This window comes from Azonexus hydrophilus (assembly GCF_038368255.1).
In the GTDB taxonomy this organism is placed as follows: domain Bacteria; phylum Pseudomonadota; class Gammaproteobacteria; order Burkholderiales; family Rhodocyclaceae; genus Azonexus; species Azonexus hydrophilus.
Map to the genome: position 1 here is coordinate 79674 of NZ_CP151407.1, position 15728 is coordinate 95401.

The 15728-nt window shown below is 55.8% G+C and carries 16 protein-coding genes; all 16 read right to left on the reverse strand.

The genetic code is table 11. From position 1 onward, the window contains the following. Positions 1 to 63: 63 nt before the first annotated feature. Positions 64 to 687, reverse strand: a complete 624-nt coding sequence (locus AADV58_RS17080; protein ID WP_341744782.1) for a PRTRC system protein A — start codon at positions 685 to 687, stop codon at positions 64 to 66. Beyond that, positions 680 to 1387: a PRTRC system protein B gene (locus AADV58_RS17085; RefSeq protein WP_341744783.1), complete on the reverse strand. Its 708-nt coding sequence runs from the start codon at positions 1385 to 1387 to the stop codon at positions 680 to 682. The genes AADV58_RS17080 and AADV58_RS17085 overlap by 8 nt, the downstream gene beginning before the upstream one ends. After that, the gene (locus tag AADV58_RS17090; RefSeq protein ID WP_341744784.1) at positions 1388 to 2527 is read right to left on the reverse strand and encodes a PRTRC system protein F; all 1140 of its coding nucleotides are present in this window, start codon (positions 2525 to 2527) and stop codon (positions 1388 to 1390) included. A 126-nt stretch (positions 2528 to 2653) separates the two neighbouring features. Then, positions 2654 to 3028, reverse strand: coding sequence for a PRTRC system protein C (locus AADV58_RS17095; protein ID WP_341744785.1), 375 nt, complete (start codon positions 3026 to 3028; stop codon positions 2654 to 2656). 11 nt (positions 3029 to 3039) lie between these two features. Further along, positions 3040 to 3450, reverse strand: coding sequence for a PRTRC system protein E (locus AADV58_RS17100; RefSeq protein ID WP_341744786.1), 411 nt, complete (start codon positions 3448 to 3450; stop codon positions 3040 to 3042). Positions 3451 to 3635: 185 nt separating this feature from the next. Further along, the gene (gene pilM, locus AADV58_RS17105; RefSeq protein ID WP_341744787.1) at positions 3636 to 4082 is read right to left on the reverse strand and encodes a type IV pilus biogenesis protein PilM; all 447 of its coding nucleotides are present in this window, start codon (positions 4080 to 4082) and stop codon (positions 3636 to 3638) included. A gap of 142 nt (positions 4083 to 4224) precedes the next feature. Next, positions 4225 to 5322, reverse strand: coding sequence for a type IV pilus twitching motility protein PilT (locus tag AADV58_RS17110; protein ID WP_341744788.1), 1098 nt, complete (start codon positions 5320 to 5322; stop codon positions 4225 to 4227). 38 nt (positions 5323 to 5360) lie between these two features. Beyond that, positions 5361 to 6326, reverse strand: coding sequence for an ATPase, T2SS/T4P/T4SS family (locus AADV58_RS17115; protein WP_341744789.1), 966 nt, complete (start codon positions 6324 to 6326; stop codon positions 5361 to 5363). A gap of 11 nt (positions 6327 to 6337) precedes the next feature. Further along, on the reverse strand, positions 6338 to 7420 hold the full coding sequence (locus tag AADV58_RS17120; RefSeq protein ID WP_341744790.1) for a type II secretion system F family protein: 1083 nt from the start codon (positions 7418 to 7420) through the stop codon (positions 6338 to 6340). After that, the gene (locus AADV58_RS17125) at positions 7410 to 9005 is read right to left on the reverse strand and encodes a GspE/PulE family protein (RefSeq protein WP_341744791.1); all 1596 of its coding nucleotides are present in this window, start codon (positions 9003 to 9005) and stop codon (positions 7410 to 7412) included. Before AADV58_RS17125 ends, AADV58_RS17120 begins: the two co-directional genes overlap by 11 nt. A gap of 2 nt (positions 9006 to 9007) precedes the next feature. Next, complete coding sequence (pilP, locus tag AADV58_RS17130) at positions 9008 to 9508, reverse strand: type IV pilus biogenesis protein PilP (RefSeq protein WP_341744844.1); 501 nt, start codon at positions 9506 to 9508, stop codon at positions 9008 to 9010. After that, a complete protein-coding gene (gene pilO2 / locus AADV58_RS17135) occupies positions 9495 to 10781 on the reverse strand; it encodes a type 4b pilus protein PilO2 (protein WP_341744792.1) in 1287 nt (428 codons plus the stop codon). The genes pilP and pilO2 overlap by 14 nt, the downstream gene beginning before the upstream one ends. Further along, positions 10781 to 12457, reverse strand: a complete 1677-nt coding sequence (locus AADV58_RS17140) for a PilN family type IVB pilus formation outer membrane protein (RefSeq protein WP_341744793.1) — start codon at positions 12455 to 12457, stop codon at positions 10781 to 10783. The genes pilO2 and AADV58_RS17140 overlap by 1 nt, the downstream gene beginning before the upstream one ends. Beyond that, complete coding sequence (locus tag AADV58_RS17145) at positions 12457 to 13074, reverse strand: TcpQ domain-containing protein (protein WP_341744794.1); 618 nt, start codon at positions 13072 to 13074, stop codon at positions 12457 to 12459. The genes AADV58_RS17140 and AADV58_RS17145 overlap by 1 nt, the downstream gene beginning before the upstream one ends. After that, positions 13071 to 14345 (reverse strand): DotD/TraH family lipoprotein, encoded by a 1275-nt coding sequence (locus AADV58_RS17150; protein ID WP_341744795.1) that lies wholly within the window; start codon positions 14343 to 14345, stop codon positions 13071 to 13073. Before AADV58_RS17150 ends, AADV58_RS17145 begins: the two co-directional genes overlap by 4 nt. After that, on the reverse strand, positions 14335 to 15720 hold the full coding sequence (locus AADV58_RS17155; protein WP_341744796.1) for a TrbI/VirB10 family protein: 1386 nt from the start codon (positions 15718 to 15720) through the stop codon (positions 14335 to 14337). Before AADV58_RS17155 ends, AADV58_RS17150 begins: the two co-directional genes overlap by 11 nt. Between the last annotated feature and the right edge of the window lie 8 nt (positions 15721 to 15728).

Genomic DNA, 15728 nt, shown 5'->3' on the forward strand with positions numbered 1-15728 from the left:
TCTCCGAAAAACTCCCCCTTGCCCCCCCTGCCGGGAGAAGCCCGTCAGGGAGAGATTGATTGATTACTGAAGGCCGAGTCGTATTGAAAGATCATCGGTATTCAGCATTTGAAAGGCGCCGCAAGCAACAGCACGCGCACAGATGGACGGGACGCGCCGGCCCAGGTTGCCAACAACGATGGAGATTTGCACCCCTTTGTCGTCGGCATCATCCGTTGCAGAAAAGAACGCATCGAAATGACCGTGCGAGTGGATATCCGCTACCACATGCTCCCCCGCATTCAGCGATGGATACTGGTAATGGATGTGCGCCGTGCTCTGTGAGTACGCAACCAGATCAACGCTCCTTAACGTTTCCTCATGCTCATTCCACACCAGCGCCCTGGCTACCTCGTTGGGCAAGTGCTTTCTGGCATGTTCAACAAAGTCCGCGACGAACTCATCCGGAATCGCCCCGCAGGCCAATTCGAATGCTTCCGTCACTTCCCCATAAGGAATCGCCACCGCGTTTTGCGCAGCTAGTCGCATTCGCGCATAGACACCCGGTCGCCGAGCCTCAAGCCAGAGGCCATCAGCAGCCACTAAGTAGCGTTGCCCTGGCCGCGCCAGCAGTTCTAAGGAGCCAAACTTCGGCACCATCACCGTCGGTACAGCCGCTTGCAGCGCAAGGTCACGGGGATCAGTCATATTGTCCTCCTTGAGAGAGAACGACATGCTTGAACACATCATCCAGCGAGTGCTTGGTCGCGTAGAGTTTCTTGGTGGGAAACTTGGGATACTTCCCATCGAGCATGTCAGCCCAGAAGTCGTAGGCGTCTTCGTCTTTGACGAGCTTGTCGACATTCGGGTGGGCAAAGTAGCTGTCAAAGAAAGCAGCTTCCCAAGCGGCCGTATCAAAGAACTTCTCTGCATCAGGAACCGTAACGCTCCCAACACAAATCTTTCCTTGGTCCCAGACGTTGAAGAACGGCGAGCGATAAATCTTCGTCGTAGCCGTTGGGCGAGAACGCCCAGCCACCGCGAACACATACCACCCGCTCGGCGCAACGATCATCACCAGGCCGGGGAGATTAACGACCGCCCCCCTTTTACCCAGTTTCTTCGCGTCAAACCGCACATGGCGCTTACCCGGCTTGATCCACCAGGCCATGTAGTCCACCCCTTTCGCCAACAACTCGGCCGGCAACAACTCGACCTTGGCTTCTTCTGGTGGCATCAAGGCGCGCAGGCCACAAGAAATTGCTTCCTTGGTTGCCAACACACCCGGCTTGATCACCGGCACCCCGTTATCCACCTCGACATCGTGAATCGTCACGAAGTCCCGGTAGAGCAGGAATGCCTGCGAGATTTGCTGCGTCTGACTTGTGGTCGAGATACAGGTTTTCATTTATTCCTCCGTTATATCGGCGATCAGCGGCAGGATCTTTTCCAAGCATTTCAGCTTGGAGAATCCGGCCTCCATCGCCCGTTTCCAATTAAGAAAGCCATCCCGGTCCATAGGCACCGCTTCGGCACCCAACGCATCGGTATAGCAACTTCCGTCACCCTGGTTAATGGCGTACAACCTGTCGTCGATGGCACGCGGGAGCATGTCGTCTTCGCTCCACCGCACTTCGATCAACCCATACACCGGGTCTGCTCGAATCGGGCTTTGAGGCCCAAGTTGCGGCAACGAGCCATCCGATTGCATCGCCTCAACCAACAAGGCCGCCAGTGTGCGGATTTCCTGGGATGAATGTTTAGACGCTAGTTTTTGCAGTTTCCCCCGCGAGACTTTCATCTTCGGCGAGAGAACCCACTTAGCAAAGGCGTCGTCGTACTCGGCCGGCGTCACAGGAAGTTCTTCCCCGTACAGTTCCTCGTACTCAGCCCGGATCAGATCCTCAAGATCAGGCTCCGAAGCATCAACCCCTAGCTCCGCAGCAAGGAATGAAAAATAGTCCGCGTTGTTATCCTCTCCGAACCAGTATAGATAAGAGAATTGCTCCCTTACCCACGCCGGCGTCGCGATTGGCAACATCTGATTGGACGCTGCGACAAAGACAGCCCATGCCGTTTCCCCAAGACCAGGAACCGCCGCTTCCAGCGCCTCCAGCTTACGCTGAAGAACAAACTGAAAATTGGCTTCTCTCGTCGAGGCAAACGTCAGTTGCCACTTGTTCTCGGCGTCTTCAATCTGTTCGTCGTAGTCGGGGTCCATCTCGTCGACATCAATATTGACGAAAACCGACGCCTGCGAAAGATATTGAAGCCCTCCTGTCCATTGATCCACCCAGCGGCTAACTGCCAGGCGAACCAACTCTGCCGGACTTCCTTGATCAGCGTCATCGAGGAAACCCGCGTCCAACCATAGCAAAGCAAGCTGCGCCCACTTTGCCCCTCGCGGGTCAGAGCCGACAACTGTCGGCACCGAAGCAGAAAATTGCGGAAGGTTTAGATAATGAGCGGCAGCATTTCCGAAGGCGGAAACAGCTTCGAGCCGCTTTTTCTCGCCACACGGGCGAGTGTTTGTAAGGCGTTTGCACATTGCGAGGAATCCTTTTGATTGGCAACCCCCATACCCTCTTGCGAAGGTATGGGATTGATTGCGAACTGCGATTCACCGCTTGCAAGCGCCTCAAGGCGTTTGCGAATGGTGTCCACAATAGCGCCCCTAGTTGCCGTGATAGAAGATGGTTTTGTCGATCCAGCGGGCCAGAACATCCAGCCACGCATTGATGCGGGAGGATGCGGCCACGATGAATTCGTCCAACACGCTGCCTGCCTGACCTGCGGGCGCGACCTCGATGTACGTCAGACCATCACGGTCTTGACGCACAAAGGAAGCACCCTTGGTTCCGGCTGCACGTTTGAAGGTGTACACCAACTTGTCGCCGTTCGTCTCCGGGCCGGTGATATCGGCCGTGGTGATTTCCGGGTAAGCGTTGGCATAGACATCACGCACCTGTTCCGGGGTCAGATTCGGATCAGGATCGGGGAGCATCATGCCGGCGTACGAGAACTGGCGTTCCAGGCGTTCGATTTTCATCTCACACCCCCTTAACCGAAGATGCCGCTGAAGGCCGTACCCGCGTCCGGCTTGTTGGCCGGCGCAGTCTGGACTTCTTCGTCTTCGTCATTGGAGGTATTGCCGCAGACTTCCTCGGCGCCTGCAGACTTCACAAGCGCCTTGGTTGCTGCCGTACCGCTGACCTTCTTTGCCGCCTCCAACACAGCCGCCGTTTGGGCCAGTTGGTCCGCAAGCGACTTGCGCTCGCGTTCGAACGAGGTCACGAGTTCGACGTACTGCTTGTCGAGTTCCTCGGCCGTCGCCGTCAGGGGCAGCGGGATCGCCAATGCGCCTTCACCCTGTTGAGAGGTGATGACGCGGATCTCGCCATTCCCTGCACGGGAAAGTTCGATCTTGACGGTGCCGCCTTCCAGCAGCTTTTCGATGGGTACAAAAAACATGGTGTTTCTCCTGATAAAGCGTGGAGACACCATTCCCCTACGGGGATGATATCCCCACAGGGTTGAAATTGAATGACTGGCTTCGGTCAGATGACCCAGGTGCTACCAGCTACCTGTCTTGGCATGCGCCAAAGAAGTCGTTTGATTATAACAGCGACACTGCCACCAACAACCTTAAAGCCTTGCTACTTCCCAAAATAAACCAGCGCCCCATCTGGAATGGTTCCCGGCAACGAAGCCGCAATCAAAGACCCATCGCCAGCCAACGGATTTGTTCCAGATTTAATGCCAATTGTCACTGGCCTGCCGGCGCGTTCATACACCCTTTGCGCCGCTCTTTGTTCTACAGCGCCACCGGAATAAGTGTACAACTGGCCGCCCGTAATCTCATTAGTCCAACGGGCATCTCGGACATACCCCGGCTCCCAGGTCAGACTCGCATCCGCAATCGTTCCAGTCGCGGAGGGATTGGCGGCAACGTAGGCAACAACCGCCTCCCTATACTGCAGGAAATTGCTTGCCGATATATCCGCGTCCGCTTTGGCAACAAGCTCGCTTTCTTGCTGAACTTGCATGAGCATGTACCCACTACCCAAACTCACCATCAGGATCATGATTGCTATTTGAAACATGCGAAATTCCACCCCTGCATTTTGATGTCTCGATTATCAGTAAATTCAAGAACGATCGCCGCTAACAAAAAACGGCATCTCCCTAAACAAAAACCCTCCAGGCTCAACGCGAGGAGGGTTGTATTGAATCCACCACAAAGGATCAGGGGGCACGCATTACCGGATTCGCCTTCAGCTTTTCTGCGACCCCAGGGATTCCAGCAGCCGCCTTGAAAACATCGACCTTGCTGCAAATGTCGTTGGCCACCAGATCCCCCAGGCTCTTTGCCATCAAGACCGACCCATTGCGGTTTTCCTCGCGGTCGAAATAACTGGCCAACTTGTCTTGTTGGCCGATGTACTCTGAAAACACCCCATCCGCATTGTTCAGCACTTCACAGGCCAATGCATAGCCCGATTTGTCCTTGCGGGACAACAGCGTTTGATGGATGACCCCAATCAGCGACCCCGCCAGCGTTTGCGTCTTGGCGATTCGTTCATTGTCGTTAAACCACGACAGCATTTTGCCCACAGCACCGACTGCCGAGTTCGCATGGAGCGTGCCAATCACCAAATGGCCCGATTCACCGGCGAGCAGTGCAGTTTCTGCCGTTGCCCGGTTTCTGATCTCGCCGACCATGATGATGTCCGGACATTGACGCAGCGCGTCTTGCAGCCCATCTTCAAAGGTAGCCGTATCCACCCCCACTTCGCGCTGAGAGAAGATCGACTGCTGATGTTCGTGCACATACTCGATCGGGTCTTCAATCGTCACCACATGCGCAGCGCGAGTCCGGTTGATCGCATCGAGCATGGCGGCAGCGGTCGTCGTTTTCCCCGAACGCGTTGCCCCCGTGATCAAGATCAATCCGCGGCCTCCCGTCAGCCAGGTCCGCACAACCCCCGGAATACCTATCGCGTTCAACTCGGGCGGCGCCTTCTTGTTCCGGCGAATGATCATACCCACCCTCTCCCCGCCGCCGATCAAGCAGGCATTGATGCGCAAGCGCCATTCGGACAAGGTAAACGGCCGATTGATGGCCTCTTTTTTGATGGTTTCTTCCCAACTGTTATCCAGGTTCTTGAGCACCAAATCCAGGTCGTCGATGCTCGGCTCAAAGAGTTCGTCCAGTTCCCGCCAGCCATCCGGCATACGGACGCTCACCTTGCGATCCTGCTCAAGGCGGATATCAGTAAACGGCATTGGCGAATTCGCAAGATCCGTCAGTTCAGTTAGAAAGTTACGTTCAAGGGGGTCCATGTTCATTTCCTTTAGGATCAATTTGCTTGCGCTTAGTGTTATGCAGTTTCTTGCTGGCGGTTATGCGACATCAGACTTCGTGTTCGTTGAATCTGTATCTCGTTACCCAATTGTTCGAATCTTTTCATTCTGATCAAATTTCTCGCCCCAACAGCTTCATCCCCCTGTAGAGAGAGAAATTCAATCAATGGCCGCTTCGGCTCCCCAATCAGTTGTTGGTGCAGGACCGCAACAATCCCATTCGACATCAGCGAAGCAACGTCATCATTGCCTCCTGCCAGCGAATAAATGCGGTCAATTGCGGTGGCTGCGTCATAGGAGTGGATCGTGCAAATCACCAATCGGCCGTTGATGGAAGCGCGCAGCGCTTCGGCTGCCGTTTCCTTGTCGCGCACCTCGCCAACAAAGATGGCTGACGGCGACCACCGGGCAACCTGCCGGCATTCATGCGCGAACCCGCCGCGCTCCACCTGGCGTTGATAGATCACCCCCTCCCCTCTTCGCCCCTCAAGAGGCAGTTCAGGAGGGTCTTCGATGCAAACGGCTACGCCACCGAACTTCGCAATCCGCGCCGCCAACAAGGCGGAGGCTGTCGTCGTCTTCCCTTGCCCGAAGGCGCCTGCAACGACAACCAGGCCCCGCAATCCCTTTTGCATCAGGGTTCTGATATAGACCGAAGGAATGCCCAGCGATTCGAGCGGCGGAATCTCTGCCGGCGCCCGACGAAGCACGTACACGTTTTCGCGCAGCGCCTGCATGATGGAGGCCCGGTACGAGACGCCCTCAAACTGGACATTGAAATCCTCGACATCTCGACCGTTTCGGATTTCGTCGCACTGGGTTCTCAAGCGCTTCATCTGCTCACTACAACTCTCCGGCACCGGGATCGGATCACTTGTCATCGGTACGCCACTTAACCAAGAAGCTTCCGACCCCAAATAGATATCAGTGAACTCGATCTGGTGGATATCGCTTACTTCCGGCCGCATTAATTTGAATGTCAACTTTTTCTCACTCAGCGGTGTTGTTGAATGGCCGTCGTCATCTGCATCTGCATGGTCATCATGCCGCCCACCATGGAGGCGACCAGCAATGCAACAGATAGCAGGCAAGCACCAAAAACGATGTTCATCTTGGTTTTGATCTGAGCCACCGACTCCGTCAACCATTCGCGACCAACCGTTTTCAGCGCCTCATCGAAGCCAGAGAGCGACGAGTACACCCCCAAGTCATCGATGATTTCACGGTCTGGAAACTCATACCCCGAACGATTGAGCGAGTCGCCAAGATTAAGGCCTGAACTCATGCCTCGAATTGCCGCATTGATGCGGCGCTTGAGCCAAGGGTCAGCCAAACCAGCCAGTTCGCGTAGCGCCGTTTCGAGGCGAACCCCTGCCTCTAGCATCGAGGACAAGCCAATCAGCCATGTCGAGCCAACCACGACACGATAGACGGAATATGGCGCATAACGGTCAAGGAACACCCGTACCTTTCCATCCCATCGACCGAGCGACATGAAAAACACAACCACTGCACCGACGACGCCGGCGGCCGTAAACAACAAGTAGGACTTGGCAAAATCCGACATGTTGACGAGGAATTTCGCCATGCCGGTGAAACGATCTGGCGGGACGATCTTGGTGAACTCCGGGACCACCCTGACGCCGAACATGTACATGACGGCGAATGCGACACAAATCAGGATCACCGGGTACGCCAACCCTGCAAATACCGCAGTCCGAATTTCACTTTGCGCTTCCATCACCCGAGTTCCGGCGATCAGTGATTTCTCAAGCGTACCGGTGGTTTCCCCCGCAGAAATTAGCATCCGCTCGACCGGCGTCACCCATCCTTCCAACATCTGCGACAGACGGCGACCGTTTTTCAGGCCATAAATCCATTCCCGCATTGCAATGCACTGAGGGTCGCTTTTGCCCTTGGCGGCAGCGCGGCGGGCCAGCATCGACTCCAGCCCCTGAACTATGGGCACCCCGTTGCTCATTAACTTGGCAAGCTTGATCCAGAGCCGGCGACGCGACCCCGACTCAGCGTTCAAAAACCACCATTTGGCGAATGCGGCTTCGATATTAAGCTGCATGAATCACCCCACCATGTGCCTCGGAGAACAGCCGAGCCGACTCAAATTCGCTATCGAGCGGCCCCACAGTTTCTTCTGCCTTGAACGGATCAACAATACCGAGTTGCACCTTGATGATGGTGTGCTCAACCATTGACATTCCCCCCATGGACTTTTTCCAATACGCCTTAGCCCCTTTGCGGTCGCCGGCCTTGATCATGTCCATAAAAATCTGGTTGGTCTTGACCACCTCGGCGACAACCGTACGGCCCTTCGTCCCCGAGTGGCGGCAATGCGGGCATCCGTCCCCTGTCACGAACACCTTGTTCAGGTCCACCACATTCTTGAGTCTGGCGAAATGCGTTGTCGAATACCGCGTTGGCGCCACCTTGTAAGCCTCCGACAACGGCACCTTGCATAGCGGGCACAGCGTTTTGATCAGGCGCTGGCAAATCAACCCCGTCACGATGCTTGGGTCGCTCAATACCTCCATCGGCACACCAAGGTCGAGCAAGCGATCAATGATCCCGAAGCTGTTATTGGCATGCAACGTTGTCCAGACTTGGTGCCCCGTCATGGCTGCTTGCACAGCCAAACTAGCAGATGGCTCATCACGGGTTTCACCAATCATGATGATGTCTGGATCGAGACGCATGGCTGCCTTAATTGCAGCCTGGAACGCACGACTTCTCTCCTCCGCTGTTTCGGCATTAGCTACCGGCGTTTGAACAGACCCCGGAATCGGGTATTCAGGGGGGTCTTCAACAGTAATGATGTGCTTTTTGCCCTCAGTTTCCGCAATAATTCCACCAAGCGTGCGTTGCAACGTGGTCGACTTGCCAGATCCTGTTGGCCCAGAAATCACATTGATCCCGGTAGGCATGGCTTTCATTCCACCCATCTGATGGCATTGATCTTCTTCGTACCCCAGGAGCGTCAGACGGAAATCCGTTGTCTTGTCGTTGTAGAGTAAACGCAAAACCATGATGTAGCCATCGACCTGCGGCGAGGTCGCCACGCGGATGCCGTCCAGTTCCATCGGCAGGTTCGACCGCTTGGAGATTCGCGCATCCTGTCTGGACAACGGCTCAAAAGTAGGATCGGACACATCCGTCATCGACTGGTAGATGGTCGTGCAAAGGTGCTCACCGTACATCCAGTCGTGTTCTTCCACGGTTTCGAGGTCACCATCGACACGGAATAGAATCTGAGTATTCCCCATCTTGCTGCAACGAATATGAATGTCGGAAGTGCGCAGGCTAACGGCGCGGTCAAACAGCGTCTTCGCAATCCGCTGCGTATCGGACTGTTCCCTGGATGCCAGCACAGCATCCACGTCACGCTTCGACTTCGAAATTTCGATCAGTTCGACATGCTGGGTCTGGTACTGGACAGCAAGGCGTTCCAATCTGGCGATGAACCCCGTAACAAGAGGGTGGAACCGATGAGTCTTCGAGACTTTTAGCGTGCCGTCCCGCTCGAAGCTGACATAGCGCTTGGCCTCTTCAGAAAGCGTCTCCACGATTTCTTCATACGAAGTCCCAGGAGCAGTGGCAACCAACCCTTGATGGCCGCCGCGACTTCTCACCGAATCCCAGAGTCCCATTTTTAGCGCCCCATCCCAGGCATCTGCGGGTAGGCCCCCGGCATTTGCAAACTGTTGGCCGGATGAGTCGATGGAGGCGGCTCGTTGCCAAAAGCCAGCGTGACCTGCTCCTTCCCCTTCGACAGCAACACGTCGTTGACAGTAATCTTTTTGACGCGCCAACCGCTGAAGCTGTCACCAACCGTCACGGTTTTAGTCACGCCCCCGCGAATCGAGAGCGTAGCTTTCAGTCGGCCATCGATACCTTCGATGTTGCGAACTACCGCATCCGCTGCCGTATTAAAGACCTCGCCGGCATTTTGCCCTGTGAGTTTCGCGTTATCCGCTTCCTTCTGCGCGATCTTGCCTTCCACTTCCAGCTTCGAGAGGCGCGCATTCAGCACAGCAATTTGCTCGTTGAGCATGCGAATTTCCTCGGCTGGCGAAGCATGCGCAATTGTTGCAGATGCACCCATCACGCCGACCGCAGCAACGATAACTGCAATGTATTTACGGCAGAACATATTGAACACCCTCCAAATCCCACGTAATCGTTCCGTTATTAAAGTTGGTCCGCACAACATCCACGCGCAACCCAGGACCATCCAGCTTTTCAATCACACTGCTTGGCGAGATCGGCATGCCTTTTACCGACCAGCGAACCTCGCGCCACTGAGGCGGCGGCGTTGCGGCGGGCTGCTGCCCAGGCAGAAGAACCACAGGCGGCGGCGGGGTAAATTCCAACGTCAGCCCAACCTCCTGAGCAACGATGTTCATATGCTTCTGGCGATCGCCTTCCGAAACCAAACTTTCCTTCGACGCTTCCGTTACCTGGAGCGGATCGAACTGGACATTCAGATTGGCCATTTCGGATTTCGCGTCCACAACCGCATTCGGAACCACTGACTCCAGATGCCGGCGCCAGCCGTGCTTGCCGCGCTTCCAGTTGATAACCGAAAAGGCATTGGCAGGGTCGCAAATAACGTTCTGCGGCTCCCAGTCCCCCGGCCAAAGGTTTTCCAGTTTGTCAAAGGCCGTGATGCATACCTTAGTGGAATCAACAGCCCTCGGCTTCTGCGTCCACGGCGGAATGACCACTGCCTGCGCGGCCTGTTGCTCTGCCATCTGGGCCGCGATGATCGCCTGGAGTTCGGCTTCTTTCATCTCGTTGTACATCTTGTAGCCGTACAGTCCGCCGATCACGCCCAAGACAGCAACTACATGGATGAGGTTCTTCTTAATCAGCGCCACATAGTTGGTCTTGACCTCACGAAGCGCCCACCACTTGTGCTTGAAATCGATCTTCCCGTTCTTCCGGGGCAAAAAGTCTTCAAAGGTCCGCTCGATCGAATCGGAAATGCCCCACTGGATTGGGGCAACGATGTAATTCCATCGCCGGCCCGTCGCCATGTCCTCCAGCATCTTGCCGCGGACTTCGGTCTCGTTTCCGATGAAGTCGCCTTCCGGGATGATGACCCCATCGGCCTGGGCAACGTAAAGGAATCGACCATCGGGCAACTCGGTTGCGCAAATGAAGTCGCGCTGGTCCTCGTCAACTTCCAGTGTTTTGGAAACGATAGCCGCCGCCGAAAGCATTCCCGGCTCATAGCCCTCATTGGTCGAAGCGAATCCAACTTGCTCCGCGCTTGAGTGTCGCCAGACGATAAGATCGAAACTAAGTTGTTTGGCGAGTTCCTGCGCTTCGCGCTTCAGTTCGGTCGGCAGCCCACCGAGAGCCTGCCAATGCAGACCTCCAACGAACCTTTTACCTTCCGCAAGTTCGAAGATATGTTTCATCAGGAACCGGCCATCAGGACAGGTTGAATCAGGAGGACGAGCACGCTCTTTTTCTTCGACCCATGGAGCGAACCGCCCGCGACCGGCACATTGGCATCCCCCACGCCGCTGGTTTCCCCATTGTTGTCGCTGCTTTCAAAGCCGCTGACGACAATCGTGTCTCCCGAATTGACGATGACACGCTGCAACGAATTGCGCGTATCCAGGTCGGGGGTCTGCATGAACGAATTGCCTGCAGTGATGGTGTTGAGCGACAGCAACGAGGAGAGGTCCATCGCGTACTGCAGGAACATCCGATTGCCCTCCATGATGTGCGGCAGCACCGTCATCGAGAAACCGCTGGAGATTTGGCCAGCCGTCATCGTGGTGGTTGCGACCCCTGACGTGATCGTGGTAGAGGACGATGCAACATAGGAAGTCTGTCGCCCGACCTGGATAGGAGCTGGTTGATTGTTGATCGTCGTCACTGAAGCCGAAGTGACGTTCGACACCCGGCCCTGCGTCGAAAGTGCCTCGATCAACGCGCCCGACCCCGCCCATGGCGCCAGCGCCTTGGAGGTCGGGTTTGCCAGAATGTTCGCGCCGAGATTGCCGCCCCCCGTGATTGCCGCGATTGCCGTGGAGAATGTCATTCCCCAATTCTGGTTCAGAGCCGAATAGACAACGTTCCAGTTGATCCCGTATTTGTTTTCGTCATTCAGTTCAACACGAATAACCTTCACGTTCACCACAACCTGACGCGCAAGCGCCTCGTTTTGTTGATCGACGAACTTCTCGACCTGGGAAACAATAGCTGGCGTATCGGTAACAGTCACCGTCCCGAGCGCGGGGGTAACGACAACATGACCTTGCTTACTGAGCATGACCTTGATTGCTTCTTCCATCCCCTTCCAGACAGACAAGCCGCTGAAGGTCATCCCCGCCTTTTGGACAGAGGAATTGCCACCGCCGCCACTACCCCCACTGGCGCCACCGCCACCGCCACCGCTACCACTGCTGGAGCCGGAATTACCAACCAAGGCATCCATGCTGGTATCCCCCGGCAGGGCGTTCACGCGGAAGGTCCGCGACGTGTACCGGAACAGGCGAATCCGGCCATCTTCATAAGACCAAGAAATACCAATCCGCGAACACGCCACATCGAGCAGACCCGCTAACGTCCCCGAATAAGAAAGGGTCATTGGGAAATCACCCGGATTCATGGAAGGATTCAACGCAACCCCACCAATCGGGGTAGGCAGCGGCATAGCAGTGCCCATAGGACGCGCCCCTGCTGCTGCGGCCGCCGTTTGATTCACCGGCGCGATCACATCCTGATCCACACTGACAGGAATTCCACTCAACCCTGTCAGGCGCTCCGCAAGGTCTTGTGCGGAAGCGAAAATCCGATTGACCGCAATATTCCGAACCAACATCGGATCAGTGCTGCGGTTCATTTGGACCGTGCTGGTAACCTTGCGTACCGGCAAAAACGCCGATTCTTTGCGCTCTACCGTGGGGAGAGGCTTCGCCGCAACGAGTTTTTCACCAGCGTTCATTCGCTTAAACGAATCAGTGGCGCCTTGATGCTCCTTGGCAACCTCTTCTTTGATTGGTGCGATTGTGCTGATCGCACACCCCGACAGCGCGGAAGCAACAAGAACAGCAACAGTGCTTTGACGAATGGCTTGGCGCATCACTTCTTCTCCACGATCTTGACAACCTTATTGGCGTACATTTCGGCGCGAACCCCGCCAACCGCCTCCAGAACCTTCTCCAGCGCTTCTTCGAACGTGCCGGTGAACGCGGCATCACCATCGAGAGCCGACATCATTTCCGGCGCTTCCCAGTAGAGACCATTCCAGCCCGCAAGCTTGGCCCACATCTGCAGGGCCTCGGAGATACGATCCCCTCGCTTGATAACCCAGGTCGATTGAGCGCCAGCAATCGCAGTGGTTTGGGATGAAGACCACACGCGAACCGTTTTCGCTCCCGCGTCAATCTCTATCAGCACGGGCACATTTTTGACCGTATCGCGCAGTACATCCGCCCACATGCGCCCACCCTTCCACGAGACCTGGGCGTCCAACTCGTTCCTGAGAAGCCCGCTGTAGTTGGTCGAGAAATCATGGGGAATGATCTGGCGCAGAGCTTCGCCCAACGTTGCTCCATTGCCGAGGCCATAGGCTTTTACTGTGCGATCCAGTTGGCCGATCACTTTGACTTCCCCGCGAGGCGTCTCGTTTACATAATCAGCGTTCGCGTTACCCACCATCACAAGGGTCGCAAGTGCAATGCCAATCAGCTTTTTCATTGAGTTTTCCCTTTATGTCCCTTGTATTTCAAAACCAACTCATCCGTTCTCAGGATCAGGTCAGCACGCTTTCCTAGCTCTTTGCCAACAGCCTTCATCCCTTCGTCAAACGACCCTTTTGCCACTGCCACGGTGATCATCAACGGCTCCTTGCTACCCTCAACTCGGTAGTTAAGCCCCAGTTGTTTGGCTATCCGCGGAACAAGGTCAGCCGCTTCGCCTTTCCAGAGAATCGTTGCCGTCCCGGCGTCTTTGCTTACCGAGACAACCGACATACCGTGGCACGGCATGGTGATCTCTCGCGTCAGATGAATCTCTGCTCCGATCCCAGTCGGTTCGCGAGTCTCCATCGGCTTAATCGCCTCTTGATCGACCCCGGCAGCAATCAACGCACTGCGAAGCGCCAGGCCGCGTTTCGTATCGACTGTCCGATCGCCGCTGCGCTCAACTTCCACACGAACATTTGTCACGCCTTCGCTGCTGCCCACCAATTTCTTGATGTCCTCGACCGTCGAGTCACTCAGGGAAGTAGCCCCCGCCTTGAACGTTGCGACAAACGCAAGGTCGCGCCGAACTTTTTCCGGAGCGCAGACAGGTTCAGCAACGGGCTTTACCGGAGAGAAAAAAGGTTTTTGCGCAACTGCTTGCGATGTCGGCTGCGGTTCCGATTTGTGCGCTGGGGGAGCAACAACACCCGGTTCATTCGACGCCCTGATCGCCGCCCGGATTTGCTGCATATCGACGTAATCTTTCGCCGTTTTCACCGGTGTCGCTTCTGCCGTCACCGCCGAGGCAACGACCGCCGGCGCAACAGTCACACTTGCAGCCTTAACCGCCTTGGCCACCGCGTTTGCGGGACGACGAATCGTGACCGAACGGAGAACAGTTTCCGTTGAAACCGCATTTTTGCCCTTGCCCGTTTTTCCCTGCTTAACCGACGTAATCTTAATTTCCGGCGAAATTCCACGGATAACCCAATACGGGCCTTCAACCGTAGGGCGTTCACCGTTCACGCGGATGCTGTCATCGCCTGCCTGCGGCTGGATAAACGTATCCCGTCCGTCATTGAAGACCAGAACCGGTCGAAGCGTTGAATCACCCTCGATCCGATACTGGAAATCCATTGGGGCATCCTTGGCCTGACTTGTTATTGCCAACCCGGCCAGAATGGCGCAAAGCGCAGTATGTTTGAATCCTCGTTTCATATTTTGCATCCTACGAGAAAGGGCATTGTGCGTCCCTTGCCTAAAACCGCCGTTTTCAATAGGCATTCGACACCCCTGTCTGATACGGCGGCAACAGCATGTCGCGATTCACCATCACGTTGAACTTGTGGCCGCGATAGACGTAAATCGTCGGCGGTATGTTTCGGTTGCGCTCGTTTATCACCCGAACCGTGTCCGCAAGAATCTGCCCTGCCGTGTTGGCCGCTGCCGCCGGGGCGCCAGTGGCGGTGGTTGCTGTCGATCCGGTCTGATTGTTCTGAAAAACCTGTGCAAGCCCCGCCACTAGGAAATTGGTAGCGAACATCTTCCAGAAATGGTTATCCACTTTGTCCATCAAGCCGCTTTCACCACCCGACTCCGCTCCTCCCATCCCATTCAGGTCAACAGACGCACCACTGGGATAAATCAAACGAGTGAACGCCGCCATGACCTTTTCTTGCCCCATGCGAACTTCGCTGTTGTAAGCGCCAACCAACATGGACCCCTTCGGGATCAGCAAAGCGGAATCTCCGTTGCTGTCGAACACATCCATGGACACTTGCGCTTTGATCTGCCCCGGCAAATCAGATCGGATTTCGGAAATCAGCACAGCGGGAATCACAGACCCTTGCATCAACGCGTAGCTCCCTGGCGACTGGCGAGGCATGAGCGGGACCAGCGCAGCGCTACCTCTAGCTTCCTCGCTCTGCATCCATGCTCTGTCTGCGATTGCGTTCGGCCTGGGTTGATTCCCCGCGCCAAGCCCCCCCAGCATAGCTAACGTGTTATCCGTTCTGGCGCCAATCGCGGCTTGCGTAGCGGCCTGCCGCGCCGCCGATTCGTTGCGGAAATCGATCATGCTCTGATTGGCAGACATAGCCCCAGGAGCGCCTGTTTGGCCTTTACCCTGCCCCATCAAATTTGCGAGCACCCCTTTCCTGTCAATTGAAAGGATGCCGGCCGAAGTAATGTCGTCTTCACGTTGCGCCGCAAGTTTTTCACGCTCGATATCTTCGCCAGTTCTCTTAACGACAATTTCTGGCACTTTCTCGCTACCGCCTGCAATAGGCGTCGGCACAGGAAGAAGAGGAGGCGCCATACCCTCTCCGGACAATCCATACGGCAACTTGAGATCCGCGTTTAGCCCATCAGCCTCTTTTCTTTGGTCGGAGAAGATTTTTGCCACGCCATCAGGAGCCGGCTTCACGTCGATCTGGGCTGCGCCTGCCGCCTTTTCGTTTTCGGCCTTCTTGGCTGCCTCGCTGGCACTGCCATCAGCTTCTTGCTTGATCGCGTCGCCGAGCATGAAAATCGCCAGAAGTACGGCGACAATGCCGATCACCCACAGATGCAGATTTCGTTTGATGCTCCAGCGCCCGAGTTCAGGCGCACTCGGCGCCTCTACCGTCGTCGTGGCGCTATCCGGATTCGTCGCAGACATCGCGTCTC

Excerpts from the sequence above, each read along its gene's own strand:
- AADV58_RS17080 (WP_341744782.1), bottom strand. The coding sequence starts at position 687 with ATGACTGATCCCCGTGACCTTGCGCTGCAAGCGGCTGTACCGACGGTG.
- AADV58_RS17085 (WP_341744783.1), bottom strand. The coding sequence starts at position 1,387 with ATGAAAACCTGTATCTCGACCACAAGTCAGACGCAGCAAATCTCGCAG.
- AADV58_RS17090 (WP_341744784.1), bottom strand. The coding sequence starts at position 2,527 with ATGTGCAAACGCCTTACAAACACTCGCCCGTGTGGCGAGAAAAAGCGG.
- AADV58_RS17095 (WP_341744785.1), bottom strand. The coding sequence starts at position 3,028 with ATGAAAATCGAACGCCTGGAACGCCAGTTCTCGTACGCCGGCATGATG.
- AADV58_RS17100 (WP_341744786.1), bottom strand. The coding sequence starts at position 3,450 with ATGTTTTTTGTACCCATCGAAAAGCTGCTGGAAGGCGGCACCGTCAAG.
- pilM (WP_341744787.1), bottom strand. The coding sequence starts at position 4,082 with ATGTTTCAAATAGCAATCATGATCCTGATGGTGAGTTTGGGTAGTGGG.
- AADV58_RS17110 (WP_341744788.1), bottom strand. The coding sequence starts at position 5,322 with ATGGACCCCCTTGAACGTAACTTTCTAACTGAACTGACGGATCTTGCG.
- AADV58_RS17120 (WP_341744790.1), bottom strand. The coding sequence starts at position 7,420 with ATGCAGCTTAATATCGAAGCCGCATTCGCCAAATGGTGGTTTTTGAAC.
- AADV58_RS17125 (WP_341744791.1), bottom strand. The coding sequence starts at position 9,005 with ATGGGACTCTGGGATTCGGTGAGAAGTCGCGGCGGCCATCAAGGGTTG.
- pilP (WP_341744844.1), bottom strand. The coding sequence starts at position 9,508 with ATGTTCTGCCGTAAATACATTGCAGTTATCGTTGCTGCGGTCGGCGTG.
- pilO2 (WP_341744792.1), bottom strand. The coding sequence starts at position 10,781 with ATGAAACATATCTTCGAACTTGCGGAAGGTAAAAGGTTCGTTGGAGGT.
- AADV58_RS17140 (WP_341744793.1), bottom strand. The coding sequence starts at position 12,457 with ATGCGCCAAGCCATTCGTCAAAGCACTGTTGCTGTTCTTGTTGCTTCC.
- AADV58_RS17145 (WP_341744794.1), bottom strand. The coding sequence starts at position 13,074 with ATGAAAAAGCTGATTGGCATTGCACTTGCGACCCTTGTGATGGTGGGT.
- AADV58_RS17150 (WP_341744795.1), bottom strand. The coding sequence starts at position 14,345 with ATGCCTATTGAAAACGGCGGTTTTAGGCAAGGGACGCACAATGCCCTT.
- AADV58_RS17155 (WP_341744796.1), bottom strand. The coding sequence starts at position 15,720 with ATGTCTGCGACGAATCCGGATAGCGCCACGACGACGGTAGAGGCGCCG.